The 22,020-nt window shown below is 55.0% G+C and carries 20 protein-coding genes and 1 tRNA gene; 14 read left to right on the top strand and 7 right to left on the bottom strand.

Translation table 11 applies throughout. The annotated features are described in order from the left end of the window. The first annotated feature begins 132 nt into the window (after positions 1 to 132). Positions 133 to 209, top strand: a tRNA-Met gene (locus HWX89_RS15435). A gap of 104 nt (positions 210 to 313) precedes the next feature. On the opposite strand, the gene HWX89_RS15440 is transcribed toward HWX89_RS15435, so the two are convergent. Next, a complete protein-coding gene (locus HWX89_RS15440; protein WP_138791849.1) occupies positions 314 to 1,198 on the bottom strand; it encodes a DUF2971 domain-containing protein in 885 nt (294 codons plus the stop codon). A gap of 48 nt (positions 1,199 to 1,246) precedes the next feature. After that, the gene (locus tag HWX89_RS15445) at positions 1,247 to 1,948 is read right to left on the bottom strand and encodes an MgtC/SapB family protein (RefSeq protein ID WP_246705186.1); all 702 of its coding nucleotides are present in this window, start codon (positions 1,946 to 1,948) and stop codon (positions 1,247 to 1,249) included. A 247-nt stretch (positions 1,949 to 2,195) separates the two neighbouring features. Between HWX89_RS15445 and HWX89_RS15450 the strand changes: the two genes are divergently transcribed. The 11 genes from HWX89_RS15450 to HWX89_RS15500 all read left to right on the top strand — a co-directional run bounded on the left by HWX89_RS15450 (position 2,196) and on the right by HWX89_RS15500 (position 15,632). Then, positions 2,196 to 2,711, top strand: coding sequence for a YqhA family protein (locus tag HWX89_RS15450; RefSeq protein ID WP_138791848.1), 516 nt, complete (start codon positions 2,196 to 2,198; stop codon positions 2,709 to 2,711). 225 nt (positions 2,712 to 2,936) lie between these two features. Then, entirely contained in the window at positions 2,937 to 4,082 is a 1,146-nt protein-coding gene (locus HWX89_RS15455; RefSeq protein WP_138791847.1) for an efflux RND transporter periplasmic adaptor subunit, read from the top strand. Then, positions 4,079 to 7,231 carry an efflux RND transporter permease subunit gene (locus tag HWX89_RS15460; protein WP_138791846.1) on the top strand — a complete coding sequence of 1,051 codons (3,153 nt, stop codon included), beginning with the start codon at positions 4,079 to 4,081 and terminating at the stop codon, positions 7,229 to 7,231. Before HWX89_RS15455 ends, HWX89_RS15460 begins: the two co-directional genes overlap by 4 nt. A gap of 3 nt (positions 7,232 to 7,234) precedes the next feature. After that, positions 7,235 to 8,665 carry a basic amino acid/polyamine antiporter gene (locus tag HWX89_RS15465; RefSeq protein WP_138791845.1) on the top strand — a complete coding sequence of 477 codons (1,431 nt, stop codon included), beginning with the start codon at positions 7,235 to 7,237 and terminating at the stop codon, positions 8,663 to 8,665. An 86-nt stretch (positions 8,666 to 8,751) separates the two neighbouring features. Next, complete coding sequence (locus HWX89_RS15470) at positions 8,752 to 10,182, top strand: basic amino acid/polyamine antiporter (RefSeq protein WP_138791844.1); 1,431 nt, start codon at positions 8,752 to 8,754, stop codon at positions 10,180 to 10,182. 17 nt (positions 10,183 to 10,199) lie between these two features. After that, complete coding sequence (locus HWX89_RS15475; RefSeq protein ID WP_138791843.1) at positions 10,200 to 11,444, top strand: arginine deiminase; 1,245 nt, start codon at positions 10,200 to 10,202, stop codon at positions 11,442 to 11,444. A gap of 113 nt (positions 11,445 to 11,557) precedes the next feature. Beyond that, the gene (locus HWX89_RS15480) at positions 11,558 to 12,994 is read left to right on the top strand and encodes a metal-dependent hydrolase family protein (RefSeq protein ID WP_138791842.1); all 1,437 of its coding nucleotides are present in this window, start codon (positions 11,558 to 11,560) and stop codon (positions 12,992 to 12,994) included. 35 nt (positions 12,995 to 13,029) lie between these two features. Beyond that, a complete protein-coding gene (locus tag HWX89_RS15485) occupies positions 13,030 to 14,040 on the top strand; it encodes an AI-2E family transporter (protein ID WP_138791862.1) in 1,011 nt (336 codons plus the stop codon). 10 nt (positions 14,041 to 14,050) lie between these two features. After that, positions 14,051 to 14,854, top strand: coding sequence for an alpha/beta fold hydrolase (locus HWX89_RS15490; RefSeq protein ID WP_246705187.1), 804 nt, complete (start codon positions 14,051 to 14,053; stop codon positions 14,852 to 14,854). A 143-nt stretch (positions 14,855 to 14,997) separates the two neighbouring features. Then, complete coding sequence (locus tag HWX89_RS26545) at positions 14,998 to 15,297, top strand: SH3 domain-containing protein (protein WP_353505695.1); 300 nt, start codon at positions 14,998 to 15,000, stop codon at positions 15,295 to 15,297. A gap of 89 nt (positions 15,298 to 15,386) precedes the next feature. Further along, positions 15,387 to 15,632, top strand: coding sequence for a DUF378 domain-containing protein (locus HWX89_RS15500; protein WP_138791840.1), 246 nt, complete (start codon positions 15,387 to 15,389; stop codon positions 15,630 to 15,632). Positions 15,633 to 15,701: 69 nt separating this feature from the next. Here the strand turns inward: HWX89_RS15500 and HWX89_RS26550 are convergent, their stop codons facing one another. Then, on the bottom strand, positions 15,702 to 15,950 hold the full coding sequence (locus HWX89_RS26550; RefSeq protein ID WP_138791839.1) for a YXWGXW repeat-containing protein: 249 nt from the start codon (positions 15,948 to 15,950) through the stop codon (positions 15,702 to 15,704). A 17-nt stretch (positions 15,951 to 15,967) separates the two neighbouring features. Continuing rightward, complete coding sequence (locus HWX89_RS15510) at positions 15,968 to 16,765, bottom strand: alpha/beta hydrolase (RefSeq protein ID WP_178340787.1); 798 nt, start codon at positions 16,763 to 16,765, stop codon at positions 15,968 to 15,970. 494 nt (positions 16,766 to 17,259) lie between these two features. Here HWX89_RS15510 and imm45 point away from each other — a divergent pair, with 494 nt between their 5' ends. Continuing rightward, positions 17,260 to 17,721: an Imm45 family immunity protein gene (imm45, locus tag HWX89_RS15515; protein ID WP_210271423.1), complete on the top strand. Its 462-nt coding sequence runs from the start codon at positions 17,260 to 17,262 to the stop codon at positions 17,719 to 17,721. A gap of 136 nt (positions 17,722 to 17,857) precedes the next feature. After that, positions 17,858 to 19,378 carry a glycine betaine/L-proline transporter ProP gene (proP, locus tag HWX89_RS15520; protein ID WP_178340788.1) on the top strand — a complete coding sequence of 507 codons (1,521 nt, stop codon included), beginning with the start codon at positions 17,858 to 17,860 and terminating at the stop codon, positions 19,376 to 19,378. A gap of 48 nt (positions 19,379 to 19,426) precedes the next feature. Here proP and HWX89_RS15525 read toward each other — a convergent pair whose 3' ends face one another. The 3 genes from HWX89_RS15525 to HWX89_RS15535 all read right to left on the bottom strand — a co-directional run bounded on the left by HWX89_RS15525 (position 19,427) and on the right by HWX89_RS15535 (position 21,920). Beyond that, the gene (locus tag HWX89_RS15525) at positions 19,427 to 20,104 is read right to left on the bottom strand and encodes a DUF1028 domain-containing protein (protein ID WP_138791837.1); all 678 of its coding nucleotides are present in this window, start codon (positions 20,102 to 20,104) and stop codon (positions 19,427 to 19,429) included. Positions 20,105 to 20,205: 101 nt separating this feature from the next. After that, positions 20,206 to 20,619: a RidA family protein gene (locus HWX89_RS15530; RefSeq protein ID WP_138791836.1), complete on the bottom strand. Its 414-nt coding sequence runs from the start codon at positions 20,617 to 20,619 to the stop codon at positions 20,206 to 20,208. Positions 20,620 to 20,669: 50 nt separating this feature from the next. Continuing rightward, the gene (locus HWX89_RS15535) at positions 20,670 to 21,920 is read right to left on the bottom strand and encodes a flavin-containing monooxygenase (RefSeq protein ID WP_138791835.1); all 1,251 of its coding nucleotides are present in this window, start codon (positions 21,918 to 21,920) and stop codon (positions 20,670 to 20,672) included. Positions 21,921 to 22,020: the final 100 nt, after the last annotated feature.

Here is a 22,020-nt window from a genome sequence, read left to right on the forward strand (position 1 = left end):
AAATCTTCTCATCACATAAGGGCCTCAAGCCCATAACAGAGGCCGCACATCGCGGCCTTTTTTGTTATAATATCAACTTCTCAGCAGACAAATCTGCTGAATGAGACTTCGCCAAAGGCAAAGTCATGGTGCCGCGGGGTGGAGCAGCCCGGTAGCTCGTCAGGCTCATAACCTGAAGGCCGCAGGTTCAAATCCTGCCCCCGCAACCAATCTAATTCCCCCCCACACACAAATCCCCTTCCAGAATAACTACAAACACAGCATCCCCAAATCACCCGCAAGGGGACTTGAATAACACGGGCTCAGCTGGCGATCACAGCGACCTATACGGTATCTCCGACAGGCTTAAGCTGATCTCGCTGAACTCCCTGACGGCGATGGTTGCAGCCTGGAGAATACGCTCTCTTTGTAAACTTGGCCCGACAACGATGCTGTCGATCCCGATGTTGCTGCGGCCTTCACTGTCGAGACCGAGGTCAAGTGAGACTTCAAAATAGGGAACGAGCATTGTCGCAGTACAGCGGACTTTCACGGACGGGTGATCGAGTGGGACGAATTTTGAGACAAGGCGCCACTCGTTCTCCTCGCGAAATGATGGGTCCTTGAAGGCGCAGGCAAGTTGTTGGTAGCGCGTGACCAGTTCATGCGCCAATTGCTCGACGTCATCTTCCGAAAGTGTGTTTTTCGCGCGAATGGCGTCTAGCCAATTGGCAACGAACTCTTGCGCAAGTAGGGCTTTCTGCGATTGTTCGTAAATACACCGGATCAGTCGAAACTCTGCCTTTGCAGCGATCTCCTGCAAGTCGCTGGCCACAAATCCGAGGCATATTCCGCCACCGCCACTATAACCTCGCCATTGGCTGAGCAGGTCATCGTCCTCTGCAAAAGAAGCTGTATAAACAAAACCTTGCCGATAGAGATCCACAAGCTCGATAGCGCGAAGAAGGACCGATTTTCCGGTATGGTCGGCGTGGGTGGACGCGGCTGCAAGTTCTTCGGTCAGATAGCGTAGACCGTACGAAAATTCTTCCGAGTCGTTGAGATAATGAATGTTGGTTGCCCAGATCGCTTTCTGAGACACGATGCCGAGATATCCGGCGAGCGTCGTGTAGTGAAAAAGTCGAGGCCTTGGGATCACGGAATGTGATCCGTTTGAATTCGGCAGCAAAGCGAAGTGGTCTTCGATTGTGTTGGGCATGTCATTGCTCCGTCTACGGGATGTGCAAGACGACGTACCGCCGCCAAATTATCTGTAAGCGCAGTACAGAATGTTTGGCGACAGGCTAAGCGATTGAACGAGAACGCTCATGACTTCGTTGTCGATCACTTCTCCTGATATGACGACATCAATGGTAATGGTCTGATCCAATGAATTGACCCGCCGTGCCAATGACTTGACAGTCAGTTGATGATCGCTGGTTTGTGTCATCAAGCTCGCGCGGACCTCGGCTTCACTTTCTGTGGTCGTACGAACTTCTATCGTATGCCGTTGCGCCTCGAGCGGGCGAGGGGGTACGAAGCGCTCTACAAGCTTCACCAGTTTGGGAGAGGTTACGTTTATCAACAAGATCAGAAGCGTTGCTTCTGCGGCCTCGAAGATCTCTCCGTAGCCTGCCAGAACGCCGATTGCGCCGGTCGCCCAGACGGTTGCCGATGTACTCAGCCCACGAATGTTGAGACCGTCCCGCATGATCAGGCCAGCGCCGAGAAAACCTATTCCCGTTACAACTTGCCCACCCATACGAATGTCCTCGTTGACTTCAAGGATGGCGGGTAGTGCGCAGTATGCTGCAGCGCCAAAGGCAACGAGTGCGTGTGTCGTCAACCCGGTCGTGCCCTGTCGCCATTGTCGCTCCAGGCCGATGATTGTTCCAAACACGACAGCGGTTACCAGGCGAACTGATATCGATAACGTGTCATAAAGCCATGGGAAGAAGTCGTTTATCAAGAGCGCCACCAGTCGGTTTTTGCACGCACTACAAATCGAAACTCCAGATTGTCGAAAAGCCTTTTAGCACAAAATTGGAACTCCGATTGAACCAGGGAAACAAATTGGTTTCCAGTTTTTTCGAAATATTGCGGCGATGACAAGTGTTCTTGCACTTCCACTGAGAGTTGAGGCACAGTGTCCTCGTTGGTGCTGTGGAGACCTGGGTTTGAATGGTTTCTCCCGCGCTCCTAGGGGAGACGATGCAATGTTGTCTTTTTTGCTTAGCCTTCGTTACGTCATGGGTCTTGCGTCGATCGGCGTGATTGCAGCGTCCTTTCTCATGTTCTGGGAAGGCCTTCTGGCCATTGGCAACGCCTTCGTTCAAGTGCGTGCCAATCCGGACCAGGCAATCATTGCCGCAGTGTTACAGGGCGTGGACAAGCTGTTGTTTGCTATCGTTCTCGTCATTTTCGGATGCGCGATTACGGTTGGCTTTGTTGTGAGCCCAAGCGCACCCTGGAAAGCGCAGCTTCCACGCTGGATGGTGATCGAAGACGTCGCAGAGCTCAAAAACCTCTTTTTCCAGATGATCATTCTTTATCTGGTCGTACATTTCGTAACGCTTGTCGCGGAGATGGAGGATATGCCGGATTGGAACGCGCTTGTTCTGCCCGTTTCCATTCTTTTGCTCGCCGCGGCGATGAAAATTATCGCAACCGCATCCACCCACGGCACCTCAGAACACATCGAACCAACCGATGATCAAAGCCATTCTAGGTAGGTCCACGGAATAACTCACTACTTCTTGTGGTTGCGACCGTAAATTTTAGCTATCGTTCTGCGCGATTAAGTGGTATTTGATATTCAGGATTGCTAATGAATGCAATTCTAAGTTCTTGTATTTTTTTAAGTTTAAACGTGCATCGCGGACTTCCCGCAAAACTTCCAAGCCAAGATCGACGTCGTCAGTTTACTGCCTGCCACTGTGATTGAGCGTGAGTTTTAAATGCATAAGCATGACATCCCCATTATTGGGAGTTTGAGAAGGCTGTTTACAGCCGCATTGCTCTCAACCCTCCCTCTCAGTCTCAACGCGCAATCTCTGCAGAGTGTTGAGGTGCAGCCCGTCCAGTTGATGAATGTGGCCCCGAAGTACGAATTTGTGGGGCGCGTAGAAGCCGCAAATTCGGTGGATATTCTTGCCAGGGTGCCCGGATTTATCAAGGAGCGGCTGTTTCAGGAAGGCCAATCGGTCACAGCGGACCAACCTCTGTTTGTGATCGAACAAGAGAGCTATCAACTGTCTCTCGATGATGCGCAAGCGACACGAGATGCTGCGCAATCCAATCTCGTCAATGCCGAACAAAGTCTAGCTCGAAACCTGTCCCTTGCCAGGGGCAGCGTTTCTCAAGCGGTTCTTGATCAAAGTCAGGCTGCCCGCGATTCTGCAGCCTCCAGCCTTCGCTCCGCCGATGTGAAGGTAAATCAGGCAAAGCTGAACCTCAGCTATACGAGAATTTCCTCTCCGATTGCGGGAAGAATAGGCGTATCGAATGTTTCTGTGGGGGGCTTCGTTGGTAACGCGACCACCGTGCTTGCCCGCGTGGTGCAGATGGACCCTATTCGCGTTGTTTTTTCCGTCAGTGATCGCTCTATTCTCGACCTGCGTGCCGCTGCTGGTGGGGCGTCGAAGGAAGAACTGGCCAGGCACTTCAAGACAAGCCTGCGTTTGTCGAACGGGCAGGTTTATATCCAGTCGGGCGAGATTGAGTTTCTGGACAATCAGGTTGATTTGCAGACAGGGACACTGGCAATCAGAGCGTCGTTTTCGAACCCGGATGCTTTGCTGGTGCCCAACCAGTTCGTGACGGTCGTTGTGAGTGAAGATGCGCCGGTGATGAAGCCCGTGGTTCCGCAGGAGGTCGTACAGCAGGACAGAGACGGAAAATACGTGCTGCTGGCTGGTGAGGGCGACAAGGCGGAACTGCGTCGTATCAGCGCCGACAATCAGATGTCTGGAAACTGGATCGTCGAAGACGGTCTTGTCGGGGGTGAGCGGCTCATTACCGGAAACCTGCAAAGTGTTGCTGAGGGCATGCCGCTCAAGGTGATGCCCGCAACCGATCTCAGTAGCACGGGAACGAAGCCATGATTGGCCCTGGAAGCTTTATCCGGCTTCCCCGTTTTGCAATGGTGATTGCAATCGTCATGGTGATTGCTGGCGCCCTTGCTATGACGCAGATCCCGGTCACGCAATATCCTCCGATCACACCTCCCGAAGTGCAGGTCTCAGCGAGTTACCCTGGCGCCAATGCCACCGTCATGGCTGAAAGTGTCGGCGCGCTGATCGAGGAGCAGGTGAATGGCGTTGATGGCATGCTCTACATGTCTTCATCCAGCACCAACAATGGCACCTACTCGCTCACCGTGACATTTGCGGTGGGGACAGATCCCGAGATAGCGCAGATCAACGTGCAAAACAGAGTGGCGACGGCAACGCCGCGCCTGCCGGCGGTCGTTTCGCAAACCGGCGTTACGGTTAGAAGCCGGTCGTCGAGCATGCTGATGGGGGTTGCCATCTACTCTCCCAAAGGTACTCGGGATGAGCTTTTTGTCAGCAATTATGCCTCGATCAACATCAGAGATGCATTGGCTCGTATCTCAGGTGTCGGCGATGCCGGTGTCTTTGGTCCTGCCTACAGCATGCGCATCTGGATGAACCCAGATCGAATGGAAGCGCTGGGTGTCACGGCGGCCGACCTAAGTGCCGCGGTTCAGTCCCAGAACGCGCAGGCTTCGGCTGGCCAGATCGGATCACCACCAACCTCAGATGGCCAGCAACTGCAACTTACCATCTTGGCAAAGGGGCGATTGAGCGATCCTTCGGAGTTCGGCAACATTGTTGTGCGGACCAATACCGATGGCGCAATCGTCAGATTGCGGGATGTGGCGAGGGTCGAGCTTGGTGCTCAGTCCTATGATACCGTATCGACGTTCAACGGAAAGCCGAGCGCGACCATCGTGCTTTATCAGTCGGCAGATGCGAACGCCTTGTCCGTTTCACAAGCTGCGAGAGCGGAACTGGAGCGTTTGCAGCAGCAATTTCCGGAGGACATCGCATATACGGTCGTCTTCGATACGACGAGTTTCCTCAACGCGACGATCGAAGAGATCATCATAACCCTTGCGATCACATTTGTTCTGGTGGTCGCTGTCGTCTACGTCTTCCTGCAGGATTGGCGGGCGACAATTCTCCCGACACTGACAATTCCAGTTTCGCTGATTGGTGCCTTCACCGTTCTCTATTTCATTGGCTACTCGGCCAATACCATCACCCTGTTTGCCATGGTGTTGGCGATCAGCCTTGTTGTCGACGATGCGATTATCGTTGCGGAAAATGCGCAGCGCATCATGCAGGAAGAAGGGCTGTCGATCACTGATGCGACGCTCAAGACAATGGAACAGGTGACGGGCCCAATCATCGCAACGACGCTCGTTCTCGCTGCGTTGTTTGTTCCGGTGTCGTTTTTGCCGGGAATAACCGGGCAGCTCTACCGGCAGTTTGCAGTCACGATTTTGGTCACGATCAGCTTTTCGACCATCAATGCCCTCACGCTCAGCCCGGCACTGTGCGCCATGCTTTTGAAGCCGCCGGCGACCAAGCGGGCAAAGGTCTTTGAACAATTCAATTCTTGGTTGGCTTGGATCAGGGATTTTTATGTCCGCATGCTGCTTGCGCTATCGCGGCGTGTCGTCGTGTCGATCGTGATCATTTTGGGGATCTTTGCCGGCACCTATGCGCTGGTACGGGTCTTGCCGACCGGGTTCATTCCCTCGGAGGATCAGGGGTATCTTTTTGCGAACGTTCAGCTTCCCAATTCCGCTGCCATAGGGCGCACGCAACAAACCGTGTCGCAGGTCCAGACAATTCTCCGGAATACGCCAGGTGTTGAAAACGTCATCGGTATTTCAGGCATGAGCCTCATCGGTGGCGGCGGATCGAATGCTGGCATGGTGATTGCCGCGCTGAAGCCGTGGAGCGAGCGTAATTCAGACGAAAGTGCGGATGCTATTCTGGCAAAACTGCGGCGCGAGTTTACCGTTTTCTCCAATGCCTCGGTCGTCGCATTCAATCCACCTGCCATTCCCGGCCTTGGTACCACCGGCGGGTTTGATTTCCGGCTGCAGGCACTTGATGGGCAGGAGCCCGGCGAACTTGCTCAGGTCATGCGCGGTCTCATAGGCAAGGCAAATCAGACCCCAGCTCTTGCCGGCGTATTCAGCACCTTTTCGGCTGACGCTCCACAATTGTTCATGGACATCGATCGCAACCGGGCCGAACTCTATGGCGTGTCACCGGCGGCGATCTTCAGCGCTGCGCAGGCACAGCTTGGTTCAGCCTACATTGATGATTTCAATCTCTCGTCCCGCGTGTTTCAGGTGCGGCTCCAAAATGATACGCAATTCCGCTCGCGCATCGAGGACATTCAACGCCTGAGAGTGAGATCGTCAAACGGTGCATTGGTGCCGATCCAGGCTGTGGCATCCGTTTCCACGATATACGGTGCAAGCTCGATCAATCGTTACAATCTTTTCCCTGCTGCATCGATCAATGGTCAACCGGGTCCCGGTGTCAGCACAGGCGACGCACTTGTCGCGATGGAGAACGTTGCAGCCGAGACCCTTCCGTCAGGGTTTGGTTTCGAGTGGACAGGGTTGGCGTTGCAGGAACGTCAGGCCGGCGCACAAACCGCGCTGCTGCTCATCATGGGAATAGTTTTCACCTACCTGTTCCTCGTCGCCCAATATGAAAGCTGGTCGGTCCCACTCGCCGTCATACTTTCCGTGTGTGCTGCAGCGGCAGGTGCATTGAGCAGTCTTCTGATCGCCGGTCTGGATTTGAATGTTTACGCACAGATCGGGCTTGTTTTGCTGATCGGTCTGGCGGCAAAAAATGCGATCCTGATCGTCGAATTCGCCAAGGAACGGCGTGAAGCCGGACTGGAGATCACTGAGGCTGCCAGACTGGCCACATACCAACGTTTCCGGCCTGTGTTCATGACGGCAATGGCCTCGGTGCTGGGTGTCCTTCCGCTGGTCTTTGCGACCGGGGCCGGAGCGGCCAGCCGTCAGGCGATTGGCGTCTCGATCTTCGGTGGCCTGCTGGTTGGCACCCTGGTGGGTATTCTGATTATCCCGCTTCTCTACGTCCTTGTTCAGACGCTGCGCGAAAGGGTCAAGTCTTCATGGTTTGGGGTGGGCGCGCAATCCAAACATACGACGACAGGCGGAGGGGAATGAACGATGTCCGCAGCCGGTGAAGCAAAGCTATCTCTGGTGACGTTGACGGGCATGGTGGTCGGCTCCATGGTCGGAGCCGGAATATTCTCGCTGCCTCAGGCATTTGGAAAGGCAACTGGTCCGCTTGGCGCGATTGTCGCCTGGACGATCGCCGGAATTGGCATGCTGATGGTTGCATTCGTTTTTCAGAGCCTGGCGCAGCGGCGTCCGGATCTGGATGCGGGTATCTTCATGTATGCGAAGGAAGGTTTCGGCAACTATCTCGGTTTCCTGTCTGCTCTTGGGTATTGGGCAGCCGCGCTACTTGGAAATGTCACCTACTTCATCCTGGTAAAGTCGACACTTGGTCTGTTTTTCCCGGCTTTCGGTGACGGCAACACCTTGATTGCCGTTGCGACGTCGTCCGTATTGTTGTGGGTGTTTCACAGCCTCATCTTGAGAGGTATCCGGCAGGCAGCGGCTCTGAACACAGTCGTGACGATCGCCAAGATCCTGCCGATCTTCGTCTTCCTTTTATTGGTTTTGATGGCCTTCGATTGGGAGATTTTTCGAGAGAGCTTCTGGGGCGCCGATGAGGCTGGGATAGGGTCGCTCTCCACTCAAGTGCGAAACACCATGCTTGTTACCGTTTTCGTTTTTGTCGGCATTGAGGGCGCAAGCGTTTACTCAAGATATGCGAGAAAACGCTCGGACGTGGGCACCGCAACCGTCACCGGTTTTCTGTTCGTTCTCGCTCTTATGTTGGCGGTCACACTGCTCTCATATGGCGTCATGCCTAAAGAGGATCTTGCCGAGTTACGCAATCCATCGATGGCAGGAGTGCTGGCAGCCGTGACAGGACCATGGGGAGCGGTCTTCGTCAGCATCGGCTTGGTCATCTCCGTCGCTGGAGCCTACATCGCCTGGGTGCTGCTGGCAGCAGAAATCCTTTACTCCGCCGCCAAGTACCAGACCATGCCAAGTTTTCTCGCGCGGGAAAATGCGGCAGGCGTTCCCGCCAATGCGCTTTGGCTGACAAACATCATCGTACAGGTGTTCCTCATCATCTCGATGTTTTCGGATTACGCCTTCATGCTCGCGGTGGCGATGACGAGTTCGATGATCCTCGTGCCGTATCTTCTCGTTGCGGCATTCGGCGTGAAAACCAACTTGCAGGGCGATAAGTCTGTCATTCAGTCCAAGGGCAATGGTGCCGAAACGGTACAGTCATTTCTGGCCCTGATCTACACTGCCGGGCTTATTTATGCCGCCGGATTCAAGTTCCTCCTTCTTACGACGTTGATCTATGTCCCGGGGACCGCTCTTTTCCTTATGGCAAGGAATGAGCAGGGTGAAACTATATTTAACCATGTAGAGTGGTTTGTATTTGCGGTTTTGAGTGTTGGATTTTTTGCGGTTATATTCGGAATTACAAAGGGATATCTGAGTATATAGGCGCAATTTCCTAAAATTGAACGCATAATTTGCTTGCCATTGGTGGGCTTTGACTGACTTTATACTTGGCTGAGAGGGTTAGGTTTATGGCAGCGTCGCAACAGAAACTCACGTTATTTTCGTTAACGGCAATGGTTGTCGGCTCCATGGTTGGGGCGGGTATTTTCAATCTTCCGAGCCGCTTCGGAACTGCCACAGGACCTTTTGGTGCGATTATTGCCTGGGCTATCGCCGGAACCGGCATGTATATGCTCGCGCGGGTCTTCCAGGCTCTCGCCGAGAAAAAGCCCGATATTGATTCCGGTGTTTTCGCTTATGCCAAGGCAGGTTTTGGAAACTACATGGGTTTCCTTTCTGCCTTTGGCTATTGGCTTGGCAGTTGCCTTGGAAACGTCTTTTATTGGGTTCTCATCGGCTCAACGCTCGGGCGCTTTTTTCCCGAATTTTTTGGTGACGGAAGTAGTGCCACGGCGATTGTTGTGTCGCTTGTCGGCATCTGGGCGTTTCATTTCATGATCCTGCGCGGCGTGGAACAAGCAGCGTTCATCAATACGATTGTCACCGTTGCCAAGGTCGTGCCGATCCTCGTCTTCATTTTGGCGCTGATCTTCTTCTTCAACTATGCGCAGTTCTCCGACAACTTTTTCGGTGGCGCAGACATGCCGGTGAAATCGTTGGTCGCACAAGTGCGAGACACGATGCTGATCACCGTTTTCGTGTTCCTCGGTATCGAGGGGGCCAGCGTCTATTCCCGTTTTGCGCAAAAACGATCCGACGTCGGCTCTGCCACGATCCTCGGCTTCGTGGGCGTCACGGGTCTTATGGTCGCGGTCACGTTGCTGCCTTATGCAGCTTTGCCCCAATCAGCCATTGCAGCAGTTCAGCAGCCCTCGATGGCGGGCGTACTTGAAGCCGTCGTCGGACACTGGGGGGCCGTATTCATTTCCATCGGCGTTCTGGTTTCCGTTCTCGGTGCCTATCTCGCATGGTCTCTCATTTGCGCCGAGGTGCTTTTCGCCGCCGCCAAATCGCAGGACATGCCAAAGATGTTTGCGGCACAAAACGGTAATCGCGTCCCGGCAAATGCGCTCTGGCTGACCAATATTGTCGTGTCGCTTTTCGTGATCTCCACCTACTGGTCACGAGATGCCTTCAACTTCATGCTCGACATGACAAGTGTAACGGCGCTTCTGCCCTATCTTCTTGTTGCGGGTTACGGCGTTTTGCTGGCGCGTCGAGGTGAGGGGTACGAAACGACGCCGGAACAGCGCGGACGCGATCAGTTTTTTGCGTGGGTAGCGGTTGTCTACACGCTGTTCATGTTTGCTGCCGCTGGGCTGAAGTATGTTCTGCTGGTCGCGGTGCTCTTCGTTCCTGGCACCATTCTCTACTTCTGGGCGCGACGGGAGCAGAAGCTCACTTTGTTCACGCCGGCCGAACTCATCGTGTTTGCAGTGACGCTCATCGGTGGCCTGGTTGGGGCCTACGGTTTGCTGACAGGTATTATTACACCCTAAACTGAGAGGCGAAGGTCATGACACAAACGACACCCTTTGGCGTTCATTCCGAAGTTGGGCAACTGCGCAAGGTAATGGTTTGCGCGCCCGGCCGAGCGCACCAACGACTGACACCGACCAATTGTGACGCGCTTCTCTTCGACGATGTCCTTTGGGTTGAAAACGCCAAGCGCGATCATTTCGATTTTATGACGAAAATGCGTGACCGGGGGATCGAGGTGCTGGAGATGCACAATCTCCTGACACAAACGCTCGCCGTGCCGGAAGCAAAAGCCTGGATTCTCGATCATCAGGTCGTGCCCAATCAGATTGGACTGGGTCTCATCAACGAGGTTCGGTCATATCTCGAAGGATTGGCGGACCGCGAACTCGCCGAAACGCTGATAGGCGGTCTCTCGACCTTTGAATTTCCTGACAGCATTGGAGGAGAGCAGCTCGCGTTGATCCGCGATGCTGCGGGAGTGAATGAATACCTCCTGCCACCGTTGCCAAATACGCTCTACACGCGTGATACGACGTGCTGGATTTACGGTGGTGTTACCCTGAATGCGCTTTACTGGCCGGCGCGTCATGAGGAAACGATCCTGACGTCTGCGATCTACAAGTTCCATCCGGACTTTGCGGGCAAGGTCAACGTCTGGTGGGGTGATCCAACCAAGGATTGGGGGCTTGCAACGCTGGAAGGTGGCGATGTGATGCCGATCGGTAAGGGCAATGTCCTGATCGGGATGAGCGAACGAACATCGCGCCAGGCCATCAGTCAGGTCGCAGCCGCCTTGTTCGAGAAAGGCGCGGCGGAACGCGTGATTGTCGCTGCCATGCCGAAACTGCGCGCCGCCATGCACCTTGATACCGTGTTCACCTTCGCTGATCGGGACTGCGTGCTGCTCTACCCGGATATCGTCAACGGTATCGAGGCATTTTCATTCCGCCCGGACGGCAATGGCGGTGTCGAGCTGCATAAGGACAAGGGTAGTTTTGTTGATACGGTTCGGGATTCTCTCGGCCTTAAAAAGATGCGCGTCGTTGAGACGGGAGGCAACGATTACATGCGTGAGCGGACCCAGTGGGACAGTGGCGCAAACCTTGTCTGCGCGTCACCGGGTGTCGTCTACGCTTATGATCGGAACACCTACACCAATACCCTACTTCGCAAGGAGGGGATTGAAGTCATCACCATTACAGGAGCGGAGCTTGGCCGTGGCCGCGGCGGCGGCCATTGCATGACATGCCCGATTGTCCGTGATGCCGTCGACTATTGAGTATTTCTAGAAAAAACAGGGAGCGCGTCCAGACGCCGCGCTCTCTGATTTGCCGTATCGGGAGGCCGCCATGATAGCGGTGGTGGGCAACCTTGTTGGGGAGACCATACCTCATGCAAAGTTTCGGACAGAAATATAGCCATCTGGTTCATAATTCCGGTTGTGCGTGCTTCAACCCGTCGCTTCAGATTGTATCGCGCCGGCTGGAAGCCCTTTCAAGACGCGGTTTTCTGGCGGGCCTAGGCGCTGCTATGCTCTCTGGCGCAATGCCTAGGCCATCTGCGGCTCAAAGCGCACGATCTACGACCGTGTTTCGCGACGTGCGTCTTTTCGATGGTAAATCCAGCACGGTCCAAACAGGCGTGCAGGTTGTTGTCGAGAACCAGAAGATTACCGCCGTTGATCCTGCAAACAATCCGGTGCCAACCGATGCGGTTGTCATAAATTGCCGCAATGGTGTTCTGCTGCCGGGATTGATCGATGCGCATTGGCACACAATTTTTGCAGCGGTTCCCTTAAACGTCCTGCTGGCGGGTGATCCGGGGATCATTTTTGCGGCGTCGACTGCCGAGGCCGAGCGGACCCTTCTGCGCGGCTTTACAACGGTGCGTGATCTTGGAGGGCCGGTCTTTTCCTTCAAGCAGGCGATCGACGGTGGCATGATACCAGGGCCGCGCATATATCCGTCCGGTGCCATGATAACGACGTCCGGTGGACACGGCGATCTCCGTTTGCCAACGGAAATCCCACGGGATCGAGCACAGCTCAGCACCGGTGAATTGATGGGTGCAGCAGCTATTGTCGACAGTGTCGGCGACATCAGGTTGCGGGTTCGAGAGCAACTTCTGCAGGGCGCGTCGCAGATCAAGATGGTCGGAAGCGGTGGGGTGTCATCGCCGCGAAGCCCGCTTGATATGACGGCATTCAGCGAAGAAGAGCTTCGGGCCGCAGTCGAGGTTGCCCAGGACTGGAATACCTATGTCACGACGCACGCCTATACACCCCGTGCAGTCCAGCGAGCGCTGGCCGCGGGGGTTACCTGTATCGAACACGCCCATCTGGTCGACGATGAAACGGCAAAAATGATTGCTGACAAAGGGGCATGGCTCAGCACACAACCTTTCCTGACGATGGAGGATGCAGCACCTCAAAGTGGACCGGCGTTGGAGCGCATCCAGCAACTGTTCGCTGGTACGCCGAAGATTTACGAATTTGCCCGGAAGTACGGGATCAAGACGGCATGGGGATCTGATGTGCTGTTTTCGCCGGAGCTTGGGCCGCGCCAGAACTTCATGCTGACACATCTTCAAAACTGGTACTCCAACGCTGAAACCCTGCAGATGGCGACATCAGGTAACGCCGAACTGCTTGCCCTTTCCAGTCTCCGAAATCCCTATCCTGGCAAGCTTGGTGTCATCGAGACGGGGGCCCTGGCAGACCTTATTGTCGTTGACGGCAATCCGCTCGATGATATCAGCCTGCTCGAAAATCCCCAGAAAAACCTTTCCGTCGTTATGAAGGATGGCCGCATCCATAAGAATATACTTTGAAGGAGCGTAATGTGCAGGTAGAGCCTCGCAGACCGATGGCCGGAATGCTCGTTTCCGGCATTCTTTTGGTCGCCCTCCTGTTTGCGGCACAATCGGTGTTTGCTCCGCTCTTTTTCTCTTTGTTCATCATTGCTGTCGTCTGGCCTTGCCAGCTCGCCTTGCAGAGCAGGCTTCCGCGTCTGTTGGCGCTACTGATCACACTCATCATCACCGTCGGCTTCATCACGGCGATTGGCTCATCTCTCGCCTGGGGATTAAGCAGAGTTGGCCAATGGTTGTTTACAAATGCTGACCGTTTACAAGCGGCTTACATGGCGGTCGTCGACTGGCTTGAGCAACATGGTATTGCGATAGCCGGGCCGATTGGTGACTGGTTTAATGTTTCCAGACTGCTTTCCGTCATGCAGGGAACGGCCGGCCGCCTGAACCAGTTCGGTGGTTTTTCTCTTCTGGTGCTGATCTTCGTGATGCTGGGGCTGCTGGAGGTTCAGGAATTCGCCGCTCGTTTGCGATTGCCGGCCGCTCAGCCCTATGGTCACATCATTCTTTCGGCAAACCGCATCATCGCGATGAAATTTCGCCGCTTCATGCTGGTGCGGACCTTTGCCAGCGTTCTGACAGGATTGCTCGTATGGCTCCTGTCGCTTGGCGCGGGATTGGAACTGGCGGCGGCCTGGGGGGTCATCGCCTTCGCCTTCAACTACATTCCCTTTCTGGGGCCCTTGGTGGCGACAACCCTGCCTACGCTTTTTGCCATAGCCCAGTTCGATACATGGCAACCGGCCCTGCTTATTTTTGCAAGCCTCAACATCATCCAGTTTGTGATCGGTAGTTATCTCGAACCGAGACTGGCTGGTGCATCCCTTTCCATTTCGCCTTTTGCGGTCATCTTTGCGGTGTTCTTCTGGAGCTTCATGTGGGGGTTGGCCGGAGCGTTCATAGGGGTTCCGATATTGATCGCATTCACAGTTTTCTGCTCGATGGCCGCTTCAACAAAATGGATCGCGACCATCCTTTCAGACAACGAAACCGCCAATACCGCCTGAGAACGACATCATGGCCAAAAGCAGTGCGGTTATGAGTGTAAAAATAAAGAGGTGCATGCAGCGCTTTCTGACCGTGTCTGTCTTCTTCTTTGCGCCATTCGTAGAGAACAGGGGACAGGCCCAGGACGAAGCCCGAAGTGAATGTGTTGTCCTGCTTCACGGCCTCGCCCGCGGGAGTGGGTCGTTTTGGATGATGGAGAAAGTTCTCTCGAAGGCGGGGTATTACGTTTTGAACGTCGAGTATCCTTCAACCACGACCACCGTTTCGAAGCTCGCGCTTCATGTCGGCGATGCGGTGGAAGATTGCGGTTCCCGGCGAACAAGCTTTGTGACCCATTCCATGGGCGGGATCATTTTGCGGTTTTGGCTGATGGATCACAGACCTGAGATTCTCGGGCGGGTTGTCATGCTCGCTCCGCCAAATCACGGGTCGAAGATCGTGGACGTCTTCGGAGACATGCCACCATTCGAGTGGCTCAACGGTCCTGCTGGTCTGGAACTGGGAACGGATGCAAGTTCGATATTGGCCAGATTGCCCAGGCCGGATTTTTCGCTCGGCATTATTGCAGGCGACGTGTCGCTCAATCCTGTTTTTGATGCTATTCATGATGGGCCCAACGACGGCAAAGTCACGGTTGAATCGACCCGACTGGATGGTGCTCAAGAGCACCTCGTGTTGCACACCACACATACCTTCATGATGTTCAATCCGATCGTCGTCGTCGAGACGCTCAATTTTTTAAAGCACGGTAATTTTGTTCGAACGCTCGATGTCACAGACGCCGTCGAGATGCTCGTGAAAACCTTTCAATGAGCCTTGGAGGTCGCATGCTGTCAGAAGTAACGACACAGAAAAATTGGAGATGGATTTAACGGGCGAGAAGCCCGCACGTGTCTGAAGGAGATCAGCTTATGAATTTCTTGAAATTGATGACGATCACGTTCATGTCGGGGAGCATGCTTTGGGCTGGTATCGTGCCTGTGCAGGCGGCACCAGCGGTGGTCACCGCCAACAACGTTCAGCTTCGCGCTGGCCCCAGTTCTTCCTATCGTGTTGTCGGGCGCCTGCGGGTGCGAGAGCGCGTCAATGTCACTCGTTGCATGACGTCAGGCCGTTGGTGCCATGTGCAGCCGCGAGGCATGCGCAGCGGATGGGTTCGTGCACGATATCTGGACCCGGTCCGGTGGGGATCGGCAAATCGTCCCGGTAGCATTTGTTTCCATGGCGCGCGCGGACACGTTTGCCTCAACAGATGATGTTTTCCTCCGTAACCGGCAAAGGGCGGCCCGGCTTATCGTGGCGTCCGATCTTCTAAATTGATCGGCGCCTGGAGAGGGCTGAAGAGATGCGTACCCTGAATGCCATAACGTTGCTTCTCATTGTCATCGGCGGACTGGATTGGCTGCTGATCGGCCTGTTCCAGTTCGATCCGATAGGCCTGCTGTTGGGTGGTTCTGGCGCTATCCTTGCGCGTATCGCCTATACGTTGATTGGAGTTTCGGCGCTATGGCAACTCCTGCCGATTTTCGGAGTTGTTCAACGTCGCGATGCCGAAGCCAACATGAAGCGTAGCAACATTCACCGGCCCTGACTGGTCGGGCCGGCTGAAAGCGGCAGGATCATCGATCGGGATGCTCCTGTTGCCAGTGGTTGGCATGCTTTATGATCGGTGGCGTTGAAATTGTCCGGGGACCCATACATGTCGGCTGCGGCGGATGCTCCACACCCAACGTCCGGGAACCCAGCGATATCCCTTGCGAGGCGGGGGCGTTTTTTCCTTCAGGTCCGGTGGCGGCGGTGGACGCCTTCCCACCGGAGCGCGCGGCCCAGCTTGCTGGGATAACGCCGCGGTGGGGACAAGCAACAGTGTCCCACAGAGTTGAAGAAATAATCTGCGATGTTTTTGCATGCGCCATTCCTCTCTCGTTATTGCGTCGGATCTACAGACCTGCGTGGTGGTGACTGAACCGCATCCTCGTCAAGCAACTCAACGGCCTGCCTGAGGATGCGTTCGTCCTCTGAACCAGCGGACGAGACGGACAGCGTCCCTGTTCCGACCCTTCCAGCCGTCAAGGCCTGCAAGGGTATTCTGGGTAGCATCGTTGCAAGCGTGACGAACCTGTCGTGCCTGATCCTCGTTGGTGCCCGTACATCGCTGATGTCGATAATTTGGAGGTTGCGTTCCTCGGCAAGCGCGATGGTGCGGGGATCGTCTATGTCGAGCGCTCCGGCTTTTGCAGAGGCGCCTGCGAGCCATCGTGATGTTGCGAGAGCCAGATCGTCCTGTGTTGAGAGCACGATGATCGGTTTCGACAGGCTTCCCACGACTTTCAGTTGCTTTTGAAAGACATCGATATCGATATCAGGCGCAGCAAGGATGACCCGGTCGATCTTATCAAGAGAATGGGCTTTTGACTGAAGACGCAATTGCCGTAACGCCTCGACAGTCAGCCAGCTCCCCATGCTGTGCGCCAAAATCTTGGTTTCGACTTTTCTGGTGCCAAGCTCGTCCAACGTCTGGACGAGTTCATCGCGTGAGAAATTGCTCGCATCCCGGTCCGCCAGGTAGCTTGAGAAATTACCGCGAGATGGCCAGGCAAACAGGATGGGAGTGCTTCTCACGTCGGCATCGGCGGATATCTGGACGAGCCTGAACAGGCTTTCCTGGAAACTGTTGTTGTAGCCATGAACAAAGACGAAAGCTGAAGGGCTGGCCGCAGCCATGCTGAGGAATTCTTGACGTGAAATGACTTTGCTGTCGATAACAGCAAAAGAAGAGCTAGCGTTCGGAACGCCACGCGGCCATTCGATCGTTCCCGGCCTGTGTCCAGGTGGCACCGAAACGACCATACGAAGATAGGTAGGTTGCCGAGCTCTGTCACTCGTAAAACTGTTCTTGCCCGACGTATCGGGTTCGCGCGTTGTGACGACAAGAACAGTTTGCTGGACGGCACCTTGCGCCGGTCCAACGACCTTCAAACTTCCCGGGCCCGGCCTTGCGCAGGAAGCCAGGAGCAGAAGAACAGAAACACTCAGCAAGAGGCACAAAGCCTGAAGGGCAGATGCCCCGAAATACCTTGGTTTCCCTACCATGATGCCGAGATTAAAACACAGCCAGATTGTCATGGTAAATAGGGAACACAACCGAACGTGTCGTTAAATCCAAGCTTTAGCGGACGGTCAGTCTTGATACTCCACTTCATGACCAATATGGACCTATGAAGTATGATGCTGGCGGAAACTTACATTCAGCGTCGAAATCTGGCCGCCGCAGATCCGCTCCCCAGCCGGTACGCTACGGTGCATCTTCTAATTCGTTCAAACTACATTTCAGCCAATGGATTGATATGACAGAGATGACGCGCAGTCTGATCGACGTGGAAGACGAAAGTTTGTTTCGAGGGAATATCCTCAGAGTACCGGGAAAATATCCGTACGAAGAGTTCGTCGATTTCATGATATTTGATACCCAGTCAGAAGATCGGCGCTACGCTCTCATCGTTACCTCCGGATATAAGGCTGGATTAATCCTGGTCTATCTTCCTCAAGAAAGCGAGGCTGCAGGAGGCGGTGTCAATCTGAAGTGGCTGGTTTCCAATTGGAATAAGTGGATTTATCCGGAATGCGATGTCTCGGATGTCACGCTGATATCCGGATATGGAGCAAGTCATCGTTTGTGATCCATGGATCGCATCCATTTTATCAGCAAACTCTGTTCACATAAGGCCGTAAAGGCACGCTCTCGGAACCTGCTGCGGATTTCGTGCGTTTCTGTTCTCGACAAGCATTGTCGCAAAATCATTTCCGGGGGCAGGGGTGAGCAATACAATCGAGACCAATCCACTGACGCTCAGCGACGTGACAGTCATTGAGGATTCAAAGCTGAAAAAAGCCATCACCGCTGCTGCTCTTGGCAATGCCATGGAGTGGTTCGACTTCGGTGTGTACGGCTTCGTCGCCGCGACAGTCGGCAGGGTGTTTTTTCCGGACGCTTCGCCGGCGGTTCAAACAATTGCGGCGCTTGCAACGTTCTCCGTGCCGTTTCTGGTACGGCCGCTTGGTGGCCTCTTCTTTGGCGCGATGGGTGATAAGTTTGGGCGCCAGAAGGTCCTTTCGCTCACCATCATTATCATGGCGGTCAGTACGTTCTGTATCGGACTCATTCCGGGCTATGCAACAATCGGTCTTTGGGCACCCATTCTTCTCTTACTTTGTAAACTTGCGCAGGGCTTCTCCGTTGGCGGCGAATATACGGGCGCTGCGATCTTCGTTGCGGAGTATTCGCCGGATCGTCGGCGTGGATTTTTGGGGAGTTGGCTGGATTTCGGGTCGATCGCTGGCTTCGTGCTTGGCGCAGGTTTGGTGGTTGTTTTAAGTACTGCAATGTCGGAGGACAGCTTCCTCTCCTGGGGCTGGCGCATTCCATTCTTTCTCGCTGCCCCGCTGGGCTTGATTGGCCTTTACTTAAGGCACGCAGCCGAGGAAACACCCGCCTTTACCGAGCGTCTGAAGCGTGCCGAACAGGAGGATAAGGATGCGCTGCAGGACCGGCCAACCGTTCCGTTCGCGGAAATTCTCAACAAGCATCCGCGTTCGCTGGCGATCTGCATCGGCATGGTTCTCGTCACCAACGTGACCTATTACATGCTGCTTACCTATATGCCGACCTACCTGTCAAAGACGTTGGGATATACCGAGGATCATGGCGCTCTCATCATCATTGCCGTCATGATTGGTATGCTCTTCGTGCAGCCTCTCGTCGGCTTGCTAAGTGACCGGATCGGCCGCCGACCATTCCTCGCTGTCGGCAGCACACTCATCCTTTTCCTCTCTTGGCCGGCATTTCACCTGATCGCGAGCGGCCATGTTGTCGGCATTTTCTTCGGGCTTCTGATCCTCGCAATCGGCCTCAACTGCCTGGTGGGCATCATGGCAGCCACCCTTCCAGCGCTCTTTCCCGCTCGTATCCGCTACAGCGCGTTGGCTCTTTCATTCAATGTCTCGATTATTGTGGCAGGTCTGACGCCGACGATTGCGGCCTGGCTGGTCGAAGCAACCGACAACATCTACATGCCAGCCTATTATTTGATGGTGGCTGCGGTCGCTGGTCTCGTGACGACTTTCTTTCTCAAGGAAACAGCCAACAAGCCGCTTTATGGCGACACGCCCAATGCTTCAAACCGCAAGGAGGCGAGGGCACTGCTTGCGGAACACTATTCCTACATCGAGGAAAGTGTTGAGAAGATCGACGAAGCAATGGAGGAGTTGAAGGAGCAGATGGAGCTTCTTCAACAGAAACGCGAGCGGCTGGTCGGTCAACATCCCGAACTGAACTGAAATGTGTTCAGCGCCTATTGGAGTGACCCCAGGCGCTGCATGCTGTGGTCATTCGTCGCCGGGTACGCCGTATGAAGGTGCTGCGAGCGGATTGAGGGCGCGAGTAACGTAATCGGCGGCCTGTGTCTTGTAGATTTCCCATGCACGCGACACTGCCTGGATAGGGCAATCGTCGTCCAGCCAATCGACGCGCAGTTCGACGTAGGGCCAGGATTGGTCATCAACGATCAGAAGACCGGCGGAATGGACGGGTCCAGCTTCGCCTCCCGCAGTCATTGCTGCGTTGAGCGCAGCAATCAATCTGTCGCCCAGGGAGCCTGTTGTCAGTTCGAATGTTTCGATCATGGCTTTGGGAACCCCGTCGTTTGCCAACAGGTTGCCGGCGGCAACACATTGTTTGCCCGTCGCCGAAGTCCAGATACCGAGTGCGTTCTCGCCGGAATGGATGGCTGTCCTGCCTTGCGTGTCCACTGCCAGAAGCTGGCGGTAACCCGGAAAACCATCGCTTTCTCGGGCGATCGAAACGGCATCCGCCGCGCTTGCACCACTTTTGAGGGCATCGAGCATGCGTGGACCAAGAGCGGGATTTGTGACGTTCTGTGTTGCAACAGCTCCAATTCCCGCCTGCGCCCATGCGCAGCGAGCGGCAACAGCCGGAGATGAAGACGAGATGGCGACGCCGAACTGGCCTGTGAGTTCACAGCGGGCAACAATCGAGAATGTCATAGGAAACTCCATCCGGAAACCGTCGGACGTGCTTTCACCATCCGAGAAGGGCACCGGCCAGCGGATGATGCTGGCCGATAGTCTGTCAAAACGTCTTTGACTTAGTCAGGGATAACGGCTGTTGCGTCGATTTCGACGAGCCATTCCGGCCGCGCCAGCGCAACCACAACGAGGCCAGTGCAAACGGGATGGACGCCCTTGATATATTCACCCATGGTCCGGTAGACCGCTTCGCGGTGACGCACATCGGTTAGATATACGACCAGCTTGGTCACATGTTCCATCTCTCCACCCGACTCCTGCACGAGCTGGCGGATGTTCTGCATGACCTTGTGGGTCTGTACGACCGGATCATGGCTGTCGATGTTTTTGGCCGTATCGAGATCCTGCGGGCACTGGCCACGCAGAAAGATTACCGTGCCGCGCGCAACGACAGCCTGGCAAAGGTCGTTATCGAGGTTCTGCTCCGGATAGGTTTCTTTGGTGTTGAACTTGCGAATGCGCGTATGTGCCATTCTTTTCTCCGTGGTTTATGCGGCGATATCTTTTTGGTCGTATGAAACGGTTAGTACTGTGGGGCGTAGGCCAGATAATTCTCCTGGATGAGGATGTGGTCCGCCACATGCTTGGCATCGTGCCACACGCCCCAGATGAAGCTGGAACCACGCCCCGACAGCCAAGGCAGGCCGAGGAAATAGATGCCCTTTTCGGGAGAAACGCCGCGCTGGTGCTTTGGGCGACCAGCGTCATCAAAGGCATTGACCTGAAGCCAGCTATAGTCCGAGGTAAATCCGGTCGCCCAGATGATGGTCGTGATACCAGCATCGTGCAGGTTCAGTTCACGCAAAGGATTGCTCACACAGTCAACGTCTGGTCCGAGGTTGCGGGCATCCGGCTCTTCCGGCAGATCAAGACCATTGCGCATGACAAATGCATCTGCCTCATCGAGCAGTGAGAGATAGTTCTGATCACCGCGATCGAGATTACGGTTGAGATCGTCAGCGAAAGAAAGTGACCCGTCACGGTAAGCGCCGGTCATGCCTGTGAGAACCATGCCCTGTGACGCGAGCCGGCGAAAATCGATTGTTTTGCCGCCACGTGCGCCGCTGACGGCGATTGTAACATGTTCCGATCCCGGCGCTTGGGCCTGTGCATCCCATTTGCCGAGAACGCCAAGCCACCAGACAAAATCGCGGCCACGGTAGGCACGCGGAGGACGGTCATGCGGGCCAACGGAAAGATAGACCTTGCGACCGGCAAGCATAAGCTCTTCGGCAATCTGGACGCCGGAGGAGCCGGCGCCGACAACCAACACTGCACCATTGGGGAGTTGGGAGGGGTTGCGATAGTCGCTCGAGTGCATCTGCGTGACACCGGCATCCGCAGGAACGATTGGTGGAATGGATGGCTTTTGAAACGGTCCGGTCGCTGCAACGACATTCAGGGCTTCGATGACACCATCGGTTGTTTCGACGCGAAATCCCGGACGGTCTTCGAGACGCTCGACCTTGACCACCTCAACGCCACAGCGGATCGGCGCTTTGTGCATCCCTGCATAGGCTTCGAAGTAGTCGGCGACGCCATCCTTGGGTACAAATGCGTCCGGGTGCCCCGGAAAATCCATGCCAGGGAAGCGATCGTGCCAGGCCGGGCCATTGGCCACGAGAGAGTCCCATCTCATCGACCGCCAGCGCTCGGCAATGCGGCCGCGTTCAAGGACGAGATAGTCGACGCCGTTGCGGCTCAGATGTTCGCTCATGGCCACGCCGGCCTGGCCAGCTCCGACAACCAGCGTATGGATCTTTTCGACTGACATGCATTCGCCCTTTTCTGTTTCGCCGCAACCCGCCGATCGGCGTCAGCTATCGTTCCGCTCTAGCGAACGCGGTGCATTCGGAAAATTACGATTTGCTGCA

It is taken from the genome of Rhizobium sp. RM, assembly GCF_013390595.1.
Classification (GTDB): Bacteria; Pseudomonadota; Alphaproteobacteria; order Rhizobiales; family Rhizobiaceae; genus Agrobacterium.